Raw genomic sequence first — 21,379 nt, forward strand, 5'->3', positions numbered from 1 at the left:
ATATTTCGAAAGATCATCGATCACTTTTACCCTTCCCCTAAATAACCTTTAAATTAGCTATAGTCGAAAAAACTTAGCATTTTGCAACTCCTCTATTAACTTATTATAAGACATTACTTTAATCCCTTTCTTATCCTTATAAAGATATGGAGACACCATTTCTTCGTCAAGGACTATCAGTGGTTTTACGTTCCACTTACCTTTTAGGTTAATGCCAAATGTATTTAAGACTAATTTTATATTTGTTCTAATCCAATCCGTTCTTTTTAAATGTTTTTCCATTATAGATGGCTTCTTCTTTGTTCCGATAAACATATTGTTTAATTCGTAATTAATTTCATAGGGATTCCTTGCAACAGATAAGTCTTTACATTCTATTACATAAATTACTTTTTTCTTGGGATTAATCACCAATACATCAATATCCCCTAAGTCACCCTTCACCCCTTCTATTTTTTTATTACCGAACTTTTTAACTCGACCTTTTGTAATTACAAAATCAAATGGAATGAATAGACTCTCTATTAAATCGTTAAATCTTTCGCCATTAATATTTTGGTATTTACTAATTAATCTCTTCATCTTTTCGCTTTTAGCTTTAAGTCTACCACCGAGACATAAATCTATAAGATGTCTTCCACAATAATACAAATGTCTGTTACTCCAAAGTACATTATCTCCATTTATAATAAAAGGTCTTCTTAAATAGGAAAGCTCTCTATTAAATTTCCATGGGAAAATATCTTCCTTTCGAAAACTATCAGGCGGTGATAGAAATTTTCTTCTTTCCTTTAAACATAAAATATTTAGCACGTTATTAATTGTTTGTATGTACATACTATATTTGCTTTGAAGTAGATTGTTAAACTTTTCTATAGATAAACATTTAACCTCCGGACGAATTTCTCTCCCTATATCCGATACATTTGATATAAAATTAAAAAAGTCATTAAAACTAACACCGAATTCAGCATCAACAATATCACTATCAATCTCGTCTTTGTTGCTATGAATCTTATCTTTCCATATAGAGTCATAACTTTCTATTGCATTATTTAAAGTCTCAGATGAATGTTGTCTAAAGAATTTCGTACTTGCAGAAAAATATGCATTATCATGTTTTGTTCCAAGTCTCTGAGAAGGCAACATAGAAACCTGTAAATCGGCTAATTGATAATTAATAAGGTCGCTATTGTTTGCCCATTGAATTAACATTGAAGATAGGGCTATCAATCTATCAAAAATTTCTAAACTAAATACATTCGTACCCTCTCTTGGCGGACAAGCACCGACGTATTCTATTAAGAAACGCAAACTAACTGATAACTTATTAAAGTTATTTAAGTCCTCATTTATTTTATCTATCATACTTTTTCTATTAGAGAAACAATGAAGAGTAGTTGTTATTGTTATCCTTTTTTCTTCTCGTTTGTGGATTAATGCTTCATAATGAAGCATTAATATCTGTAGAATATGTTCAGGATCTTTTAACCCACTAATAATTCTTTCTATCTCTGAAAAGAGATAACCGACTACATTGTTAATTACCTCTTTTTGATTTTCTAATTTACCGACTCCAAGACCCATTTTTTTACGTAACCATAGCCCAATATTATCTAATATCACGTTTTCATCAGCAGAATCAACAAACCTTAGTTTTGGAAATATTCCAGGTTCAAATAATACCGAGATATTGTTCTGATTAAATACAAGTAACTTTTTCTTTGGCCCTAATGGAGAAACTTCATTGAGTAAATTTTCTACTGATTTTGATAGACTTGCTCCTGAAAATTCTTCAATTGCTAATAAAATAGTTTTCATTAATTCTCGCTCACCAAAGTTTGTAGAGCCTTCTAAGTTTTTTGAAAATACATGATGAATATTTACGTATATTTTATTTCCTACAACCTCGAATGAGATTGGACTATTTGTTGTATTTTCTTTTGAAGGATTAACAGGTTCTATCCACTGTTCAAATGGGTAGAGATTAACTTTAATTTCGAATATAGCTTCTGCAGAAATTACCCTGTTAATTTCTGCAGAAAATTGCCAGATCCAATATGCTATCATATCTACAATTTGGCCATATATTGGATGCATTTGAGAACTTGTAATCCAAACTTTCCAATCATTTCCTTCTACAATGTAAGCTATATTATCGTTTGAAATCCTTGGTGGTACAAATATTGGAATTCCACTATCTTCGTAAACCGACACAACTTCTGTTATATCCCTACCGTTTGGTAAAGGAACCCCATGTGGTCTAATCATTCTATGGGTTTCTTCTATTAAATCCCTTCCCTCACCAACTGAAAAATAAACAGAATTTGGAGCTACTTCATCAGATAAATAAAAACTCTTGTCGTTAAACCTATAAATACTATATGTATCTAAAAAGCCCATTGAAAAAACTTTTGAATTATTATTTAAGTTATTATGTGCTTTTGCATACTTATATAGATGAAGTGGATCCCCTCCCTCTAAGAAAGCAACTATTTCTAAATCGCTAACTGACATCAAAAGGTGAGTTTCATCTACCAGTCTATTTAATCCTAAGGACATAGATCTACCAGCAGGCTGTAGTAATATTAATGTAAAGACATCTTTTAGACTTGGATTTTTCTCTTTAAGATGTTTTTTTACTTCTAAAGCTCTTCTTTCGAAATATTGATCAAATTGAATGTTTCCGTCATACACTATACTTGGATCATAGTTTTCAAAATCATCAGTATGCATTTGAACATACATTAATTTATCGCTATCAAAAGTAAACATTCTCTCCTCAAAAAACGGCTTCTCCTCATTTGAAAAAGGAGGCAACATATTTTTTGCCTTTTTAATACCCATCCTGTTAAGTAAGTCATCGGTTGTAGACCATAATTTCCTTTTAAAACTATTTTCCAATTCATCTACAAAACCATGCTTTAAAGCGATTTTTATTAGTGCGTGTCTAAGTGTACCTAACAAATCACAAGGCATCGAAACTACAATTTTGTTTTCATGTCGTAAAAATGGCTTTTGATGTAATAAATGATTGTCTTTTGAATATTCATTGAAATCTACATCACCAAAATGTATAAGGAACTCTTCAATACATTGAATGTCAGCTTCTTTTTCATTTAATAAACTTTCAATTTCTTCTATATTTAAAGTCACTGCTTTTTTTAGTTCCACTTCAATTTTTGGATGTGGTAACTGGATTTCTTTTTGAACTACTTTACTTTCAACTCCATAATTTAAACTCGCCTTTTCAGCCATGGTATTACTTATAACTAAAAATAAAGTAGCAACATTGTAAGCCTCTTTGTAGAAATCCTCATATTCTGGTTTGTATTCACTGAGAAAAATTGACTTTAATAAATGTTTTAAAATGAATGTACCTTGCTCTGTAATTCCAGGAAAAACAGTATAACTCCCCCCAAAAAATGCAATAGATTCTGTAAACATCTGTTCAAATGGATCTTCATATACTGAAACACCATCGAGACCGTATAAACTCCCGTTATAAATAGACTTTATTCGAGACTTTGAAATGTTGGGTTTTTTCTCTATATATTCACAAGAACAAATAGTAAATGCCATTGCCTCAAACCTCATAAGTTTGTTTGCATTCATTGGCATTAACTGGCATGCTGAATTTATAATTAGTAAACTGAATACATCATAATTTTCTATTGTCGCTTTTAATTTTTGAAACATATAATCACCTTTCATTAGGAACAATTAATTGTTTAAAAATCTTGAAAATTAAGCACTGACCCCATCTAAAATAATCGGGCAAGTGCTTATAATATCAGTTAAACATTATTTGGTAATTAACTTTATGGTATCATATTTATTAGACAAACTTCACTTAAACCCCACAAATTTTTACATTTTTTTCTGATATTTCATTATGCGAAAAGGAATAAATGTAGTTATTTTCGGACATTTCTTTCCTTCAACATTTAATAACTAATAAAAGGCTCACTATTAATTCTTATATCAGATGTGTAATACAAATTAAAAAATAAAAAGATCCAGATATATACCATCTGGATCAAGTAATTATGACTGAAATAAATTAATGGTGAAAAGGTTACTTTTCACCATTAACTTTGATAAAGTAATTTATTTATGTTTTCCCATAATCCATATATCTGGAATTTTTTCTAAATTCTACCTTCTCCAATATCCTCCTCCCTCTTCCTTTGATAAATTCACCTCAGTGTCCCCGTCTCCATCAATCCATATTTCAGATCCGTCTGGTAAAGTGCGGATGTGAGGATCTACAAATTCTAAACCTTCGCTTGAAAATTCAAGAGAATTTAAAGCATCTAAATTCATTCCCTCTAACGCATCTACCGCTTCCGCAATTGCTCCTATACCTAAGAATCCTACCCCTAACATTAATCCACTTTTTACTACTTTTTGAGGATCTTCATTTATGATACCTTTTGCAAAATTAAAGCTGTGTCGAATTGGAGCAGTCAAAATAGCAAAACTACCATCAATAATCTTATCTTCAAGTGTCGATTTTTTTATTTGTTCATGTTTCCTTATCTCCACGTCACATTTGTTTATTTCTGCAAAAATGCTATTCTTTATTTTTTGACAATGAAGTTCGATACTTTTAAGATAAGATAGCCTATGATTATATATCTTCTTAAAATTTTTCTCATAACCAAATTTTTCAGATTCACTTTTAATGATTGCCATTGTCTTAGTAGCATTTTCCTCTTGGTGATTATAATAGTTTATCGCATCATAAAGAGATTGTTTAAACCATATTATTTTTTTTATTTGTCTAAGTGCATCTCCCTTAATTCGCAAGTAATCACTTTTATAGTAACCAAATCCCTCTGGTTCCGAATTTGAATCATTCTTTGTAAGTGTATAGTTCATAAATGCCTTGGCTTTAATATCAATATAATTAAAGTAGGTTGTATACGTTTTATCCATTTTTATGTATATTTTCTGTAAGTGGGATATTTTAGTAGTTGAGTATTGTTCATTTTTGTAATATCTATTTACTTTTCTTTTATAGTAGGATCTGACCTGGAATTTTTTTATAGTATGTATAGTTCCGATAAAAAAAACAATGAACAATACAGCAAATAAACTTATTATATAAAAAAGTTCTTTTGATGATAGATTAGCCAATTATTTTTCCCTACCTCTCCATAGCTAAATATTTTATGAGACTATTAATAATTTCCTCCATAAGAGTATCATATTCCAACAATATCTATCAAAGAAATATAAAAAAGATAGGGTTATTTGTGAGGCTATTTCAAGATGCAAAAGGGTTGAGAAATACGGAGGAGATTTAGATTTCCATTATAAGCAAGATAAGGGACTCTCTTTACTAAATAAACTTTCCTACAGCAAGAGAGTTGCTGAATTATCAGAGAACCAAGGCATTCGAGATCTATAAAATGAAAGCAAAGGGTATATACCCATCTATGAAAAGTACAATATCGCTCTACAGAGATATTACTTAATTCTTGGAATACCAAAATAATAAATATTAATTTCGATAAACCAGTAAGTTTAGGCAGGCACTCGATGTCTGCTTTCTTATTACATGTTTACTTTTCCCGATTGTGTCAAGTCTACTGGTGTGGGATAAACTTCGTCTACCTTTACCTCCCGCTATAATCATTCGATTGAGGGTTTGATTAATATTTATCTTTTTGCTCGCCATATATTTTTATGTGGCTTTTGTTTGGCACTTCTCGAAAAGTATGATATGGTGTTTTTTTCTTCTTTTTATTAATAGGATACCCCAATTCTTTTAAAATCTCGTCTATCCGTAATTCATAATGTGTATATTTTTCATTATTTATTGATGCAAGTTTAATCTTCTTTTTAAGTTACGTTAATTCTTCATGTAATTCAGTCTTATTATTTTTTTGGTTGATTAAATTCTTACACTTTTTAATTTCATCTTCCGATACCTTAGCAATCTCTTTTAATAGATTCTCCTTATATACTTTGTGTAACTTTCTGACCATTACAACTGATTTATATTTCAATCCTTTTGGTTGACCAATATACACTGTATCTTTCCCTTGCTTCTCAGGTAACTTAATCTGATTTCTTCTATGTTTTCCTCGATTTATTTTTTCCACATTAGCCCTATAATGAATACTGGAGATTTCTTCACTATTCGCTTTTCTTAGTTGTGCAAGTATAAAATAATCCTCTAAAACCTCTAAACAAAGAGCTGGTACAACCTTTTGATCTTTAGTCTTAATTAAATAAATAGAGCTTTTCATTCAACCACCCCCAACTCGAATATTCTTACCAGTATACTAAATTAATTTAATTTTACCATTATTTTTAAAATCAGTCCCGAATTCATTCAACTGGTCGTCTATTCCATAAGGTGTGAAAATAATGATACATCCTAAAATCACAATTTAATACTTTTGGTATATCTCACTATAGAAGTTTCGAATCCTATGATTTTGCGACACAATACCTGTACGATTTGAAGCATTTAAAATTAATTGTTCTAACACATTTTCCCCCGCTAATAATGTTACTGTTATAATAGTTTTATATCCCACTAACCAAATTTCAAGAAAGGAAGAGTTAGATGAAATATGAATATGAAGACCGTGCAATAGCATTTTTAGATTTTCTTGGATTTAGGAATATTGTTTCCAAGACTATCGTTTCTGCCAACGAGCGTATTAACCTATTATCAACACTACAAAATATCGCTAATTCCCTTACAGTAAATCCAAGTCAAGAAGAAGAGGAAGAATTCTTTAGAAAATATGAGGAGAGTTCAGGGAGTAAACTTGACGATCCAGAAGATATTATGAGGAATCATCCAATGTTAAACGATCCTAAATTTATTGAAACAGTAAATTATTTTGGAGATGATGAAGATACAGATCTCTCAACCATTGATAGAAAAGTCACAATTTTTTCGGATAGTATTATCATATCCTATCCAATTGATAGAATGTATGCATTATTATTTGAAATTCAGCATGTAGCACAGGTGCTTTCAACATGTGGGTATATGGTTAGAGGTGGCATCACATTTGGCAAACTTTATCACAGTGAAAGTATTGTCGTTGGACCTGCAATGATAGAAGCCTATGATTTAGAAAGTTCTGAAGCCGATACTCCAAGGATAATTTTAAACAAAGAATATCTGAATAAAGCGTCAGAATATAATGACCAATATAAGTTATATGTTGATTTCATGAAGTCAATTAAATTAGATGAAGACGGTTATAACTTTATTGATTTTACTGTACTGGCCGCACCTGGCTCATTTAATATATTAGGCGAAAGAATCAATAAAGATTTAGAAGAAATTGCAATTAAGTTAGAAGATAGTGGTAACTCTGCTGAATCAATTAAAAAGTTAAATAACTTAAAAGAAAAAAATGAATGGGCAAAACGGTTAATTGAACCACTCCTAACTTAACCTTTAAAAAGGATTTTTTTATCCCTAAGCTAAAAAAATCCTTTTTTCATAATTCTTAGTTATGAAGTCAGTTGTAAATTTCACCAGAAATAAGAATGAGAGTTCACATCATTTTGAAAGAAAACAAGCGATTCTAAACTTTATACATAACTTTTATAACCGATTTAATAAGAGTTTTGTAAATCTACTTTACAATTTAACAGGAAATGAAAAAATGTAGGTTACTTGAAGGATCTGCCTGTATTTTTTATCTATTACTCTTCCGAAATTCATCTCTAACTAAAGCATATTTTATAACTCTACCAAAAAATGATTTCATTTCTTCATCCGAGAATTGTATATTTTTCGAGTTCTCAAACCTACCAAGAAATACTCGGTTCTTGTCATAAAGCAATTCTGGAGCATGCATTTTTATATACTCGATAACCAACGACTTTTTTACACTTCCTTTATTTCCATTTGTTAATTTCCCATCATGCCATATTACATATCCAATGTCTCCATCCTTTTTGATAAACCTATCTAAATTAAGTTGTAAGGAGTTATGACTTTTTTCAAAGTCATCTATAGCGATTACTAAAAAGCTATGCCCTTTTGGATTACCAAAAACAGGATGGTTCTCCGCTTTCATTTGTCCCAAAACTGCCATACTAATGATTTGAGTATTGTTTTCATCATCTTTTATTAGTACATATCTGTAATCTCCTATCCAGCTTCCACCTGCAACATTTCCGAAACGTGCATACCTTATCCCCCCATCTTTTATTACTTTTACTCCTTGGTAAATACCAGGGGGGATAGTGTCTCTTGAATCTTGAAGACAACCAGATAGATTCATAATAAACTCTTGAAGAGAAGGGTCTGTTCCTTCTCCTATCCAGACATTATCTAAAAATTGCTGATATATTTCTTTCTTTCTTAAAAATTCAAAATTAGGTCTTTCCCAAATATACGGTTCATTCATGTTATATTCTAAAGTATTATTTTCAAGTAATTCCTGATATGTTGGAATCTTAGCCAAAGAGACATATTGATCCTCCTTTTCATTCCATCCATACCATTCCATCTTATTACCATTTGTAAGTACAAGAGCATCTGCCAGTACAATCTGATCGTATCTTACTGCTTGTTCAAAAACATCATCTGTTAATTCTACATTAGGGCTTTTACATTCAATAAGAATAACAGGATACAAACCATCCTCTTCTTTACGATATACGATTATATCCGCTCTACCCTTAGCCCCCTTTTTAAAATACGTCATAGGTTCTTCGAGCATAATCATTTCTTTTGGAACTTTCAATTTGTCTTGGAGAAACGAAACCATTCTTTGCCTAACAACCTCTTCAGGTGTTTTGAGAATTAAAATATTTCTTATTGGGTCAAGAAAACACTGCTTATTCTTCCTTTTATATTCAACAGGAAGAGGGTACTTATCAAGTAACATTAAGCTTACCTCCATTAATTGTGATAAAACTCCTCCAGTTTTAAAATATTTTTGTGTAATTTTCTATATTCGACTTTTAATTCCTCTAATTTAATAGTTCTCCTTTTTCATATGCATTAATTATTTGATCCGTTAAAATATCTTTACTTTTAGTTAAAGTTATATATTGAGTGATTTGTTCCGTTTGAAACCTTTGATAGACTTCTTGGCGTGATGGATTTTTAAATCCTGATTTTTGCTTACCTCTCGGTTGTGACTTAACTATTATGTTCTCTATCTTTTGAATTCCATCATTAATAACTTCATTTGTAACTGTATATCTCCCCTCTTTGTATTGATTTAAAACTGTCTTCATTAATGCTGATACAGTAGTTCCAGCCTTTTTACTATTATCGTAATACCATTCATACAACTCTTTGCTCATATTTATATTAATCCGCTTCATCATTGCAACTCCCCATAATTATCTATTAAGGTGATTATATACCAAATATTTCAAGCGTCAATTCCACTAAAAATACATCAAAATGATGTATCTAACACTTTTAAAAAAATAATAACCGAATATATAGATAATATATTTCTTTATATTTCAATAGAGTGTACTAACCATAGATAGTCTCTTACCCATCTACTAATAAAATAGTTAATTATCAGTTTGTCATAAAATACTTTTATATACAAAATAGACAAATCTTTAAAAGATTTGTCTATAGCTATTACCAAATTTAAAAATGAAATTTTTGTTGATAAAGTCATCATTTATTCCGAAAAGGCTTCTTTTCTCCAATAATATTATTTAAGATTTGAGTTCATAGTCATATGAAAATCACTTAAAAATAGAATCATTCATTTGCGAGTATTTGATAAATAATTTCAAACACTTGTTTAAAAGATTCATAACCTATAGTATTGTATGGCTCTTTATTATCAAGTATATATTGTGCAAACTGATTTTTAGAAAGAGCCTTATTATGATTTTGGTTGTCTATTTCAAAGACTTCACTATCAATTATTTGAATTGAATCTTCTCCGCACTTATTTCTACTTCTACATATAAGTCTATTTTCCGCATCTATACCCAATAGTTGATTGAATTCATTCCCTATAAATAATCTTCTTGAATTCTGATCAATAGTCTTTATTTCATCATCGGTATAATAATGTTCAATTGAAATTAGTGGGGTCTCCTGCCTATGCGTAGGAATAGGAAGCGTAAATGAATATACATTATTTCCCCAATCTTTAAAAGTATCTCCATTTTCTAATGATGCTTTGTTGATTATCTTTGGCTCGTCTCTGTCAAATATTGCAATTATTTTGGAAGCATTATATACCTTACTTAGTGACGAACACAATGAAAGTAGGTTTGCACTCCCCATCTCTTCATCTTCAAATTGTAAAAACAGAAAAGTATCTTGAAGAAATTCTCCATTCTCTCTAAATTTCGTTAATGCTCTTTTTAGGTGTTTCCAATCCGTCTTTCCCTCTGTTATTATTAAATGTTTATTATTTGTATTTACCTTTTCTTTCAATATATTAATATTAAAAGCCTCTTTTACAATTTTTTCATCTGACCAATCATAAAATTCTCCTAAAGGCGGAATAAAAATAGTTCCGTCATTTTCTTTTTTCATAACGATTACCTTATCATTTATTCTATTTTCATTGTGAATAATGAATGGGGAATGTGTTGAGATAAATATTTGTGAACCTTGTTCCTCACTTGGGTTAGTAAAAAGTTGTTGAAAAAAACTTAAAACTTTTTTCTGCCAATCTGGATGTAGACTTATTTCAGGTTCGTCTATTAAGATTAAAGCTCCATTTGTACTCTGTCTATCCTTTAATAGAAAACCGCCTCTGAAAACTATTTGTTTTTCTCCTGAACTTAGGTTTTCTATCGACATTTCCCTTTCAAATTCTTTAAAATAAACTTTTAAGCTACCATCTTCTGCACGTACACCACTAATTTTCTTATTAGGAAACATAGTCTCAAAAGCACTAATAAATCTTTTAAATCTTATTCCCTTAACATCATCAGGTGGTGCTTCTCCAGGGTTTTCATCAACCCATTTTCTCAAATCATCATTATCTTGTGAATTTATATCAATAAAAAGTTGTGTAATATCGTCCGCTAATCCACTATTGGACTTTATACTTTGATTTACTTCTTCATCAATTACTTTAGCAGTAATTGCATGAATCATACTTGGGTTAAAGTTAATTTCAGTTGTAGAATACAAACTCTTTACAATTTTTTTATATTGAGATTTATTTAAAAAGTGATCTCCTATTCTTATAAAATCTTCTCCCTGTTTATTCATAAAAGAAAGACTATGATTATAGTGATTTGAGAAATCCAGAGTTACTTTAGCCTCTTGTGAAATTATCTCAGTATTTCTAAATTCGTTTGAAAACTCCTGTTTTAGTATCTCAATCTCCCGATCATTAAATATTAGAGTGAATATTCTCTTTTCACTCCTTAATGGTAAACTGTCATAATGTGAGGTTGTTGTTGTAAAATCAAATATTAAGTTTAATAGAGTAGTTTTTCCTGTTCCATTTTCTCCTGCCAAAATAATCGTATCAACAACTTCGCCATTTTCGTTGGTAAAGTCAAAAGAAATATTGCCGAAAATACTATGGTTTTCTAAATCTATTCTTTTTATCTTCATATATATAACCCCTTTTTATAAATTCTCAATATTTCTTCTCTAAAGTATTTACCAATTCATTACTATTCTTATATGTAAAACTATTATTGAGACCTGTATATGAACCACTATTAATCCTATTATACCAATTAACTCACTTTACACGTTATATCATTTGACTCACCCTATTGATACAGATAGAAGACTGTCTCTTTCCTCACAAATGCTCCTAATGATTTTAATGACATCTCAAAACAATCAAAAAAAGGTTTTGAGATGTTGTTTTTATAAAACCCAATAACTATAGTTTTGGGCTACAACACTTTTAACTATGTAAAGGTTTGACTTTGACTATATTTGACTTTTATAATTACCTTATTATACATATGAGGTGATAAACATGAACCGAAATTTAGTATCAGTAAAAAAAATTGAAGAATTAGAAAAATGGAGACTACAATGTATTGATTGAAGGGTACGATGCTGAACAGGATCGTGATTTTAATGAAATTATTACTGTCCAAGAGGGAAGTTTTTTAAGAGGAGCCTGTATAGACCCTAAAAGAAAGCCACTATCTAAGGGATGCATTAGCCAGATACGATTGATTGTGTTTGATGCCATTCATAAGAGAAAAGAAGGGTACTAAAAATGATTGGTATTAACCAAAAGGAGAAGGAGATCAATTGTTAGTCGGATCTCCTTTTCATTTTTCATATCGGAAGAATAAGAATTTTCTCCATTAATATCTCTTAGTATTTTTATCTATTAATCTTTCGAAAATCGTCTCTAACTAAAGCATATATTATGATTCTACCAAAAAATGATTTCATGTCTTCATCTGAGAATTGTATATTTTTTGAGTTCTCGAATCTACCAAGAAACACTCGGTTTTTGTCATCAAGCAATTCTGGAGCATGATTTTTTATATACTCAATAACCTCTGAGTTTTTTGCACTTCCCTTTTTACCATTTGTTAATTTACCGTCATGCCAAATTACATACCCGATATCTCCATCCTTTTTTATAAACCTATCTAAATTAAGCTGTAAAGAGTTATGACTTTTTTCAAAGTCATCTATAGCGACTACTAAAAAACTATGCCCTTTTGGATTACCAAAAACGGGGTGGTTCTCCGCTTTCATTTGTCCCAAAACTGCCATACTAATGATTTGAGTATTGTTTTCATCATCTTTTATTAGTACATATCTGTAATCTCCTATCCAGCTTCCACCCGCAACATTTCCGAAACGAGCATACCTAATCCCCCCATCTTTTATTACTTTTATTCCTTTTGTAAATACCAGGGGAAATAGTGTCTATCGAATCTTGAAGACAACCAGATAGATTCATAATAAACTCTTGAAGAGAAGGGTCTGTTCCTTCTCCTATCCAGCCATTATCTAAAAATTGGTGATATATTTCTTTCTTTCTTAAAGATTCAAAATTAGGCCGTTTCCAAATATACGGTTCACTCATGTTATATTCTATAAGTATTCTTTTCAAGTAATTCCTGATATGTTGGAATCTTAGCCAAAGAAACATATTGCTCCTCCTTTTCATTCCATCCATACCATTCCATCTTATTACCATTTGTAAGCACAATAGCGTCTGCAAGTACAATCTGATCATATCTTACCGCTTGTTCAAAAATGTCATCTGTTAATTCTACATTAGGACTTTTACATTCAATGAGAATAACAGGATACAAACCATCCTCTTCTTTCCGATAAACAATTATATCTGCTCTACCCTTAGCCCCCTTTTTAAAATAGGTCATTGGTTCTTCGAGCATAATCATTTCTTTTGGAACTTTCAATTTGTCTTGAAGAAACGAAACCATTCTTTGCCTAACAATCTCTTCAGGTGTTTTTAGAATTAAAATATTTCTTATTGGATCAAGAAAACACTGTTTATTCTTCCTTTTATATTCAACAGGAAGAGGGTACTTATCAAGTAACATTTAGCTTTCCCCCATTTACGTGATAAAGCTCCTCGAATTTTAAAATATCTTTGAAGATTTTCACATCCACTAAAATCTTTATTATTATTATTTTCATAAATTATTCAAAGTCCATTTATATTCACCCTTACAGATAGCCTTTCATTTTCGTACTCATAGCTCCTGTTACGTAAAATAATAATTAATACTTCTATAAGGAGGTAATATTATGTTTGTATCCACATTTCTTACAAATCGTACTAACTATTATTGATTTTTCTTTATTAGGTGTTAAATATAAAACCTTGTGTAAAACTTTTTTATGTTTCTTTGTGCATTGTCTAATACATTTTCTCTCTTGAAAAATATACGTTTTAGTATTTGTATGTTTTAAATAAATTTCAAAAATTAAAAGAATAGTAGCTATGATGGTAAGTAAATCAGAATTTAGTGGAGTAACTTTAAAGGTAAATATATATATTGTTCCATTAAAATATGCATGTAAAAAAATAAAAGTGAATGTACCTATAATTACATAGAGTAAAACCCTAATAATTTTTATATCAACATATGTAAGTATATTATTATATGCTGAATAGCAAATTGCCAATATACTCAATATATACGAAAACTTAGCTATAAAGGGGCTACTGTTCTCATATGTGAAATCAGATAAAAAAACAAAAAACCATAGAGATCCAATAATAGTAATTAAAATACATTTTAAATATTTTCTTGGGTATTTAAGTATTTTTAATAAAATAATAAACATAAATATATAACCAAATAAAAACTTAATCCATTGAAAATTAGGAAGAAATAACTCATTTATATACTGAACGATTTCTCTACTTAATACAAATTGATAATCACTTAATAATACTAAAAAAACACCTGATACTATCCAAGCTACTTGAAGACCTATAAAAAATAGTCCTGGGATAATTAATGATAAAATTATTGTGTTCTGAAATATTTTCATTAGAATTTCCTTTGCTTTTTATTAGAATCTTTTTTTGTGTAGTTCATAAATATACCTTGATAACTTTTTTCTTGTGGGTAGTCTACCTCATTCCCTATATTAGCGGAAATTTCAAAGCTATTTGCAAATTTCTAAATATCTACGAATTAAATTTACAGCCTTTTCATCCTTAGTTGGAAGGTGCATTGAAGAGCCAGAATAAATTACTATTGGTAAAGAAGAAGGCGAGTTTAAAGGCTTATACTTATATACAATATGAGATCTTCCACCCTTCGGCCCATACAATTCTTGATATTCCTCTAAGGAAAACTTGTCCTTATGCCAATTTAAGATAGTTGCCCAAACTTTACCTATACCTAATATATGTTTAACTTTTCGCTCTTTCGAAATCTCCTCAATTGCATTAATTGCAAGTTTTGTAGGCTTCAAGGAATATATCCATTTTTCTTGAAGTTCTCTCGACAAATTCCACCTTGCTGAATGAAATGGAAAAAATTCGATTGTGTGCAAAAATCCAATATCTTCACCCATGATTATCTTACACTGATTGAACTTCGTACTTCTCCATTTCTGATTACCTTGTAAAAGATTAATTTCACCTTGTAAGTAATCTTTCTTATTCCAAGTTAAATGTCTTTCTTTTATACGATTATTTGATAGTGTCCTTACACTCTCAATTGGTGATGTAGGAAAAAGTGGTTTTAGACTCTCTACACTAATCTGTCCTGGATTTATTAGAGGTACAAGAACATCATTTGACATATCCTCATGTAAATATCCGTAGAAAGGTTCTGGAAAAAAATCGAATTGAAACTTCTTTCTAATATGTTGAGGTATATCTCCGAATTCATCAGTATAGTTTATTATGTCACTATTTTTTTTGGATTTAAAAAAGTCAATCCAGTATTCGTTTAATTCACTTAAAGCTGTTCTATTCATCTAAATAATCTCCTACAAATTTAGAATTATTAAATTACCCCATATTTTCCTATTTCGATTCTCTGGCATTCTCTCACCTTTTTTTCGATCTACTTTTTCGCTTTATTAAACTCTTTCTCTTGTAATCTCTAAATTCATCCCTAATTAGGGCATATTTAACCAGCCTACCAATAAATTCTTTTACGTCTTCTTCGTTCCAATCAAACTGTCGTGAATTATCTAACAAGCCAAGTTCTATTTTTCTATCATCATTCAGCAGGTTAGGTTCCTTCCTTTCAATAAAATCAAGGACTTCTGCAAACTTTACCATTCCACTCTTACCCAAAATAAGTCTACCGTTATGAGCTACCTCAACTGAATGTCCATTTACTTTAACAAAATCCTTAATGAATAATTGTAATGAATTGTGGCTGTACTTGTCATTATCAATGGCAACAATTAGATATCCGCCCAATATTGCAAAACTAACAATTTGATGACTTCCTTTTTTATCTTCAACGATTATGGAACGGTACTCGCCAGTCCAATCATATCCTGCTACATTTCCAAACTTTGTATATCTCACACCTATATCCTCTATGTACCTTACCCCATACAACTCCTTATAGGGGATTTTCACAGTATCATCCCAGAAAAGCTCATTTAGATTTATGATAAAGGAATACAATTTCTCGTCTGTAATCCCAAGAAAGTGACCATTATAAAAATCCAAGTCTTCCTTTTTATAAAAATCTTTAAATTCCCTTCTTTTATAAGTAAAAGGCACAGAAGTGATATATTTATAATTACTCGTATTGACTAAATCAATGTAATTAGGCAACTCTTGCAACAGCACATAACATTCAGATTTTTCATTCCAAGTTTCAACGTACAGCTCAACGCCGTTAGTAACTGCAACAGTGTTAGCATATAAAACTTCTTCATAATCATACACCTGGTCAAATACATCGTCTATCAACGGCGTAGTCTTGGATTTACACTCAATAATCAAGATAGGAACTCTGCTATTATTTTCAATTGTGTAGACGATTATGTCAGCTCTTCCTTTTGCCTTCGGAACAAAATAAGACATAGGTACTTCTACCTCAATCATATCCTTTGGTACACCTTTTTCCATAATCAGATATTGGACAAACTTTTGCCTTACCACTTCTTCTGGTGTTTGTAATATAAGTTTCTTTCTTATCGGATCAAAGATGTATTTCTTGCGGTTTCTTTTGAATATTTTCAATGGAGCATACATATCATTTTTTAGCATAAAGACACTTCCTTTATTGACAAAAAAATACAAGTCTTTATTAAATTTTATCACATAAGCAAAAATACCTATACAAAACTGTATAGGCATTTTAATAAATGAACATTAATGATGGTAAATATAACTACTGAAAAGAAGTATTATTTATGTTGTCAGTTTCAAAGTTTGCTTAACGTAACAATGTGGGTTTTCAACTTTCAAAAAGAAAATAAGCAAATCGAATCTCTATACATAACTTTTTAACGTCATTTTTATTCAATATTACCTTGTGTATTCAGGAATTTATTTAAAGGGGCGTAGGCTGTTTATTGATTTGATTTATCATCTGAATCATTTTCTTCTGGATCTTCCTTGACTCATTATCAAGTAACACATATTCTTCCTTTGAAATATAATTCTCCATGACTGAAATATCCAACCAAGAATTAGTTTCAACCGTACTTGCAATCCCAATGTTAAGATAATAATATATTTCCCCTGGTGAAGAGATATTTTTTGTTCTAAGCAAGTTTTCATATATCGAATTACTTGAACGTATTATCTGATCAATTAGATTATCATGTTCAATTTCAAAAGGAACTTTTTTCACCATGTTTCTTATATTCCCCTGAAATAAACGGACTTCTTGATAAATAGCTGAATCACTATTAATTACATTTAAGGATTGTTCGAATGGATAAATTTTATTTGGTTCTACTTCGTTTATTGGAAGCTCTTCAACTTCCTCCATCAACCGAATAACCATTCTCTTAATTTCTAATGCAAGTTCCTGTAGTTTTTTATATACTTGCTCCGTTATAGTTTCTAATCCAAACAATAAATGTAAGTAAGACTGACATTTTGCCAATTTACATAATCCAATATCGTAGTGATGGAACTCTCTTTCATAGTAATAGTTGCCATTCCCTTCCGCCAGATTGCTACACAATGCACAACTTGCTTTACGTATATCAGCTTTCATGAATTCGTTAGAAGAAGGGAGTCTATCGAGGATTGAATACATACCTTTGCGGAATAATAGTGCCTTTCTATAAGCGGTTAAATCTCGTACATCCTTCAAGTATTCTTTTTTTAGTGACATAACATTTCATTCTCCTTTTACTGTCTCTTTAATGGTCACGATAATGAACGTGATGGCTCTTTATAACAGTTGCTCTTATGTGGATTATAATTGAGGGGGAAACATTGATGAATCATTGATGCTTTAATTATACGGGGAAATGTTATTATTGAATCTACTGTAATTACTCAACCATGTTCGAGCTTTTTAAGCTCCCAAAATAGGCGTGTAACATTTTGATTACTTGTATTCGTAGCTCTTCAATATCATATAGACAATCCATAAGATCAGGAGGCAACTCCTTAAACTGATTAAGGAGCTTCTCCAAATCTTTTAAATGGTCTTTTACCTTATTAAAATTCCGATTCTGAATTTTTATATTTAATTGTCCTATTCCAGAAGCGATCAAAGAAGGGACTTTAACCGCTATCTCATATGCTCTTCACCAATCTTTATCACTTATTTCTAAATCGACATCATCTACCAACAAATAAATAGACTGCATTAAATCAGTTGAACGTTGGTACAAATGTGATTTACTATAATCATCTACTTTAAAATTCTCTCCTTTAACACCTACTGTACTTTGATTTCTTTTAACTAAACCAATAGTCATCTTTAAAAGCTCCACAGCCTTGACTCTTAGTCGTCTGGAAACTTCAAAAGGTAGAAATCCTCTTAAAGAAGCTAATTCTAAAAATGCACAAACCTCATTAATACTTCCTATCGCTTCATTCAAATGGCTTAATTCCTTGCAAAATATTTTGTAGCATGGCTTTCAGCAAGATTTGTTGTAATACTGAAAGCTGTCTTCCTAATATTCTCATACAAGACAATATCGTAGGACTCACACAAAACCCCATAAATCTCCTTTACAAAACTTAGTGATTTTTCATATACCAACACCCCATTTACACTTTGACTACTTTTCTTCTTAATTGTTTTCAATATATCTCACTCCTCTATCCTTCTTGACAATAAGCACTTGCGGGGCGAAAAGTAAAATAACTACGTAGTTGCTTGTTAGAAGTAGTTCTAACGTCAAGCTGAAACTCATAAGCTACATCTTTTAAATCTGAACGGGAGAATAAATTTGGATGATCAGAGTGTAGATATAAGGAGAATGGTAGGTATGCAGGAAGGAACACACCCTTATTGAAAAACTTCTCAGTGGAGATTTTCGAGGTAATAAGAAAAGGAATCTTATATTTGAAAGTGATCCTTGATAATACAGGAATTAGGTTTGAAGAATGAAAATAATCTGTATGGCTATCCCATATAACAAATTTCATTTCAGGATTTTGGTCTAATGATTGAGATATAAGTTGAAGACAATCATGTGGCTGTTCTGAAGGGGAGGATACGATCTCTGTATTTGTTATATGAGATTCAACTTGGGATTGGAATGAGGAAGATAGTGATTCAATCGCTTCATGTTCAATTTCAGCTATTGAAGTGAAATTATGAGGATTCTGCCTGAATAGCATTCGGCTCAAAATTATATCTTTCATGGAAAATGGTGGCTGTTCTTTCTGAACAATCAATACATGTGATCCTTTATTGATAAACTGCTCATATAATTGATTAACAAATGCATCCTTCAAGTATTGGTCATGGTATTCGAGTAAATATATGCCCCTCTTTTTCATTCCTTCGTAAATTAAGTTGAAGTCTTGATAGCTTGTTTGGTTAGAATGTGTTTGTGGTTTCACTATTAATTTCTCCTTTGTTATAAGTTATCTTGTTAATAATCTTAGTTTATTATCTTTTGCAATACTTTAAAACAGTATTTCGGTTCGAGTATGTCTGAGGTCAGTGGCGTATATATTACATTTTTTGTTAATGCAATTGTGACCCCTCTCAACTTGGTCAAAACATAACCCTATATTACGTAACAAAAAACTACATTTGCGGTTCTAAATTGCAAAAAACATTGGTGTTCTGCAATTTCTCCTTTGCAATTTCAATAAGATTCTTTCGATATCAATTGAAGAAGATATAACTTTTAACTGACAAGCTATGCTTGTTGATTGAGACTCCAACCAGCAAATTGTAGCTGTCATTTTCAATGCGTATTCGTACGAGTGTAGTGCCGTTTCCTATTGGGGTAACATTTAATAGTCGCTTACGCTTAGAAGTTCATAAAGGTATCTGCATCTCTCCAAAATCCATGGTATCCAATTTCGTTTTTATCAGCGGCCGCAATTGTTGTAATAGTCGTTCGTTTGGAAAGAAGAACTGCAACAAGAGTAGGCAATCCTAATGAAAGTTGTAAATTTACCTATCTATATAAAGAAGCAATCTATGAATCATACAACTTTTTAGATTCAATATAGAATTCAATCAATATTGAGAGGTTAAACGGAAAATCTCCAATATCAATGAATGCTTTGACCGCTTGATATACTACAATACTTTCCAATAATCCAATTAGATTGCAGTATCCAATAGTATTCATAAACTCAATACATGGCTTCCGTTATAACAGGGGGTAGAATTTTTCCATTGCCTCCCACATAAGATAATTTCCACTTCTATCGGGAAAAATTAAATTTTATCTCGTATTCCAAATTGTATTTTAATGGGATGATCAGCAATTACTTAGGGTTGGAATACCAAAACCTTCCAATAGAGTATTTTGCAGGTTTGACTGATGGTTAAAGCATTATGTTTATATCCATATGGCGAGAGATGCTTATGGGCTTTTATTTTTTTGTTTATTAAATGTCGTATTCCGCTCATGCATTCTAATAGAGTCTGCATAATGTCTAATTGCGGAATACTTATATCCTTTATTCGAAAGCAGTAAACTAATGAGAGTAGCTTCAAATAGATAGTCGATCTAATCGAAATATACCGATCAACCTTTAGCAATTTTCATTAAATTGGTTGTTGTAGTTTGGTGAACAAATACCTTTTTCTTTAATCACATCATACGAACAACAGATACAACAAATGGATTGAAGAATGCAAAACCATCGATTGCTCTTAGTTGGCAGGCTACCACTTTGGCAAAACATCTTTACCACATATTAAGTAAAAAAGACAAAATGAAAAGCCAACATTATAAGTTGGCTTATAAAAGATGCTCCATTGATATTGGTTTATTTTAAAATGATTCTCTGCCACTCGTTTTTGTATCCTTGTGACTCTATAAAGGACTGGCAGGCCTTAATGATTTTTGAAAAATTCCCCTTGTCGATTTCCCCTAATTGACCTCTTATCTCCTTCTTTTGAATAGACTCCCTTCCTTCACTTAAAGCTACATTGATAGTAGCTTTTACAATCTCTACTTGTTCCTCAAATTTCGTTTTCTTTTTATTTGTTTCAGTTTTCCTTTTATTAACATTCATCATTTCTTTTTTATACTGAACTCCTGGTAGTTGTTGTAGAATCAAATCCACCGCATCCTGGTTAGTTGTAAATACATACATTTTAGCCTGTTTGCTATTATCTCGGTTAATCCTTTTAATCCCTTGATAGATTTCTCCAGCTACGGTTGTTTTTCGAATACTCTCTACTTCTTCATGGTGGAATACACATACATCTTCAACAGGCTTATTGTCAATTCTTCTGTAAAATAGATAGGTTAATGCATAGGTTAGATAATCAAAATTGGGTGTCTTTAAAACTACTACGTTTTCAAATTCTCTGTAAGAATTCACTC

At 30.8% G+C, this 21,379-nt stretch carries 18 protein-coding genes; 2 read left to right on the forward strand and 16 right to left on the reverse strand.

What is annotated here, in order from left to right:
- Nucleotides 1-57: 57 nt before the first annotated feature.
- From DZB84_RS18370 to DZB84_RS18380, 3 genes are all read right to left on the reverse strand, one after another.
- A complete protein-coding gene (locus DZB84_RS18370) occupies nucleotides 58-3,699 on the reverse strand; it encodes a hypothetical protein (protein WP_116353780.1) in 3,642 nt (1,213 codons plus the stop codon).
- Between the two features lie 459 nt (nucleotides 3,700-4,158).
- Nucleotides 4,159-5,142, reverse strand: coding sequence for a hypothetical protein (locus DZB84_RS18375; protein WP_116353781.1), 984 nt, complete (start codon nucleotides 5,140-5,142; stop codon nucleotides 4,159-4,161).
- Nucleotides 5,143-5,855: 713 nt separating this feature from the next.
- Entirely contained in the window at nucleotides 5,856-6,260 is a 405-nt protein-coding gene (locus tag DZB84_RS18380) for a hypothetical protein (protein ID WP_116353782.1), read from the reverse strand.
- 323 nt (nucleotides 6,261-6,583) lie between these two features.
- Here DZB84_RS18380 and DZB84_RS18385 point away from each other — a divergent pair, with 323 nt between their 5' ends.
- The gene (locus DZB84_RS18385; protein WP_116353783.1) at nucleotides 6,584-7,432 is read left to right on the forward strand and encodes a hypothetical protein; all 849 of its coding nucleotides are present in this window, start codon (nucleotides 6,584-6,586) and stop codon (nucleotides 7,430-7,432) included.
- Between the two features lie 247 nt (nucleotides 7,433-7,679).
- Here DZB84_RS18385 and DZB84_RS18390 read toward each other — a convergent pair whose 3' ends face one another.
- The 3 genes from DZB84_RS18390 to DZB84_RS18400 all read right to left on the reverse strand — a co-directional run bounded on the left by DZB84_RS18390 (nucleotide 7,680) and on the right by DZB84_RS18400 (nucleotide 11,554).
- Nucleotides 7,680-8,879: a type I restriction enzyme HsdR N-terminal domain-containing protein gene (locus tag DZB84_RS18390; RefSeq protein ID WP_189655298.1), complete on the reverse strand. Its 1,200-nt coding sequence runs from the start codon at nucleotides 8,877-8,879 to the stop codon at nucleotides 7,680-7,682.
- A gap of 85 nt (nucleotides 8,880-8,964) precedes the next feature.
- Nucleotides 8,965-9,327 carry a hypothetical protein gene (locus DZB84_RS18395; protein WP_116353785.1) on the reverse strand — a complete coding sequence of 121 codons (363 nt, stop codon included), beginning with the start codon at nucleotides 9,325-9,327 and terminating at the stop codon, nucleotides 8,965-8,967.
- A 397-nt stretch (nucleotides 9,328-9,724) separates the two neighbouring features.
- Nucleotides 9,725-11,554, reverse strand: a complete 1,830-nt coding sequence (locus DZB84_RS18400) for an AAA family ATPase (RefSeq protein WP_116353786.1) — start codon at nucleotides 11,552-11,554, stop codon at nucleotides 9,725-9,727.
- Nucleotides 11,555-11,997: 443 nt separating this feature from the next.
- Between DZB84_RS18400 and DZB84_RS18405 the strand changes: the two genes are divergently transcribed.
- Entirely contained in the window at nucleotides 11,998-12,180 is a 183-nt protein-coding gene (locus DZB84_RS18405) for a hypothetical protein (protein ID WP_116353787.1), read from the forward strand.
- A 112-nt stretch (nucleotides 12,181-12,292) separates the two neighbouring features.
- Here the strand turns inward: DZB84_RS18405 and DZB84_RS18410 are convergent, their stop codons facing one another.
- The 10 genes from DZB84_RS18410 to DZB84_RS18465 form a co-directional block, all read right to left on the reverse strand.
- On the reverse strand, nucleotides 12,293-12,685 hold the full coding sequence (locus DZB84_RS18410) for a hypothetical protein (RefSeq protein WP_189655299.1): 393 nt from the start codon (nucleotides 12,683-12,685) through the stop codon (nucleotides 12,293-12,295).
- A gap of 326 nt (nucleotides 12,686-13,011) precedes the next feature.
- Nucleotides 13,012-13,494 (reverse strand): type I restriction enzyme HsdR N-terminal domain-containing protein, encoded by a 483-nt coding sequence (locus DZB84_RS18420; RefSeq protein WP_116353790.1) that lies wholly within the window; start codon nucleotides 13,492-13,494, stop codon nucleotides 13,012-13,014.
- A gap of 190 nt (nucleotides 13,495-13,684) precedes the next feature.
- A complete protein-coding gene (locus DZB84_RS18425; protein WP_116353791.1) occupies nucleotides 13,685-14,455 on the reverse strand; it encodes a hypothetical protein in 771 nt (256 codons plus the stop codon).
- Between the two features lie 117 nt (nucleotides 14,456-14,572).
- The gene (locus tag DZB84_RS18430; RefSeq protein ID WP_116353792.1) at nucleotides 14,573-15,394 is read right to left on the reverse strand and encodes a hypothetical protein; all 822 of its coding nucleotides are present in this window, start codon (nucleotides 15,392-15,394) and stop codon (nucleotides 14,573-14,575) included.
- 73 nt (nucleotides 15,395-15,467) lie between these two features.
- Entirely contained in the window at nucleotides 15,468-16,652 is a 1,185-nt protein-coding gene (locus DZB84_RS18435; protein WP_189655300.1) for a type I restriction enzyme HsdR N-terminal domain-containing protein, read from the reverse strand.
- A 286-nt stretch (nucleotides 16,653-16,938) separates the two neighbouring features.
- Complete coding sequence (locus DZB84_RS18440) at nucleotides 16,939-17,733, reverse strand: four helix bundle protein (RefSeq protein ID WP_116353794.1); 795 nt, start codon at nucleotides 17,731-17,733, stop codon at nucleotides 16,939-16,941.
- A gap of 421 nt (nucleotides 17,734-18,154) precedes the next feature.
- The gene (locus DZB84_RS18450; RefSeq protein ID WP_116353796.1) at nucleotides 18,155-18,451 is read right to left on the reverse strand and encodes a four helix bundle protein; all 297 of its coding nucleotides are present in this window, start codon (nucleotides 18,449-18,451) and stop codon (nucleotides 18,155-18,157) included.
- 5 nt (nucleotides 18,452-18,456) lie between these two features.
- Nucleotides 18,457-18,660: a four helix bundle protein gene (locus DZB84_RS18455; protein WP_189655301.1), complete on the reverse strand. Its 204-nt coding sequence runs from the start codon at nucleotides 18,658-18,660 to the stop codon at nucleotides 18,457-18,459.
- Between the two features lie 14 nt (nucleotides 18,661-18,674).
- Entirely contained in the window at nucleotides 18,675-19,424 is a 750-nt protein-coding gene (locus DZB84_RS18460) for a hypothetical protein (protein WP_116353798.1), read from the reverse strand.
- A gap of 1,392 nt (nucleotides 19,425-20,816) precedes the next feature.
- Nucleotides 20,817-21,377 (reverse strand): hypothetical protein, encoded by a 561-nt coding sequence (locus DZB84_RS18465; protein ID WP_142759852.1) that lies wholly within the window; start codon nucleotides 21,375-21,377, stop codon nucleotides 20,817-20,819.
- Between the last annotated feature and the right edge of the window lie 2 nt (nucleotides 21,378-21,379).

The organism is Bacillus sp. HNG, assembly GCF_003400205.1.
In the GTDB taxonomy this organism is placed as follows: Bacteria; Bacillota; Bacilli; order Bacillales; family Bacillaceae_L; genus Ferdinandcohnia.

Bases quoted from the DNA above. Each gene is read 5' to 3' on its own strand.
- DZB84_RS18370 (WP_116353780.1), bottom strand. From the start codon at position 3,699: ATGTTTCAAAAATTAAAAGCGACAATAGAAAATTATGATGTATTCAGT.
- DZB84_RS18380 (WP_116353782.1), bottom strand. From the start codon at position 6,260: ATGAAAAGCTCTATTTATTTAATTAAGACTAAAGATCAAAAGGTTGTA.
- DZB84_RS18385 (WP_116353783.1), top strand. From the start codon at position 6,584: ATGAAATATGAATATGAAGACCGTGCAATAGCATTTTTAGATTTTCTT.
- DZB84_RS18390 (WP_189655298.1), bottom strand. From the start codon at position 8,879: ATGTTACTTGATAAGTACCCTCTTCCTGTTGAATATAAAAGGAAGAAT.
- DZB84_RS18395 (WP_116353785.1), bottom strand. From the start codon at position 9,327: ATGATGAAGCGGATTAATATAAATATGAGCAAAGAGTTGTATGAATGG.
- DZB84_RS18400 (WP_116353786.1), bottom strand. From the start codon at position 11,554: ATGAAGATAAAAAGAATAGATTTAGAAAACCATAGTATTTTCGGCAAT.
- DZB84_RS18420 (WP_116353790.1), bottom strand. From the start codon at position 13,494: ATGTTACTTGATAAGTACCCTCTTCCTGTTGAATATAAAAGGAAGAAT.
- DZB84_RS18425 (WP_116353791.1), bottom strand. From the start codon at position 14,455: ATGAAAATATTTCAGAACACAATAATTTTATCATTAATTATCCCAGGA.
- DZB84_RS18430 (WP_116353792.1), bottom strand. From the start codon at position 15,394: ATGAATAGAACAGCTTTAAGTGAATTAAACGAATACTGGATTGACTTT.
- DZB84_RS18435 (WP_189655300.1), bottom strand. From the start codon at position 16,652: ATGCTAAAAAATGATATGTATGCTCCATTGAAAATATTCAAAAGAAAC.
- DZB84_RS18440 (WP_116353794.1), bottom strand. From the start codon at position 17,733: ATGTCACTAAAAAAAGAATACTTGAAGGATGTACGAGATTTAACCGCT.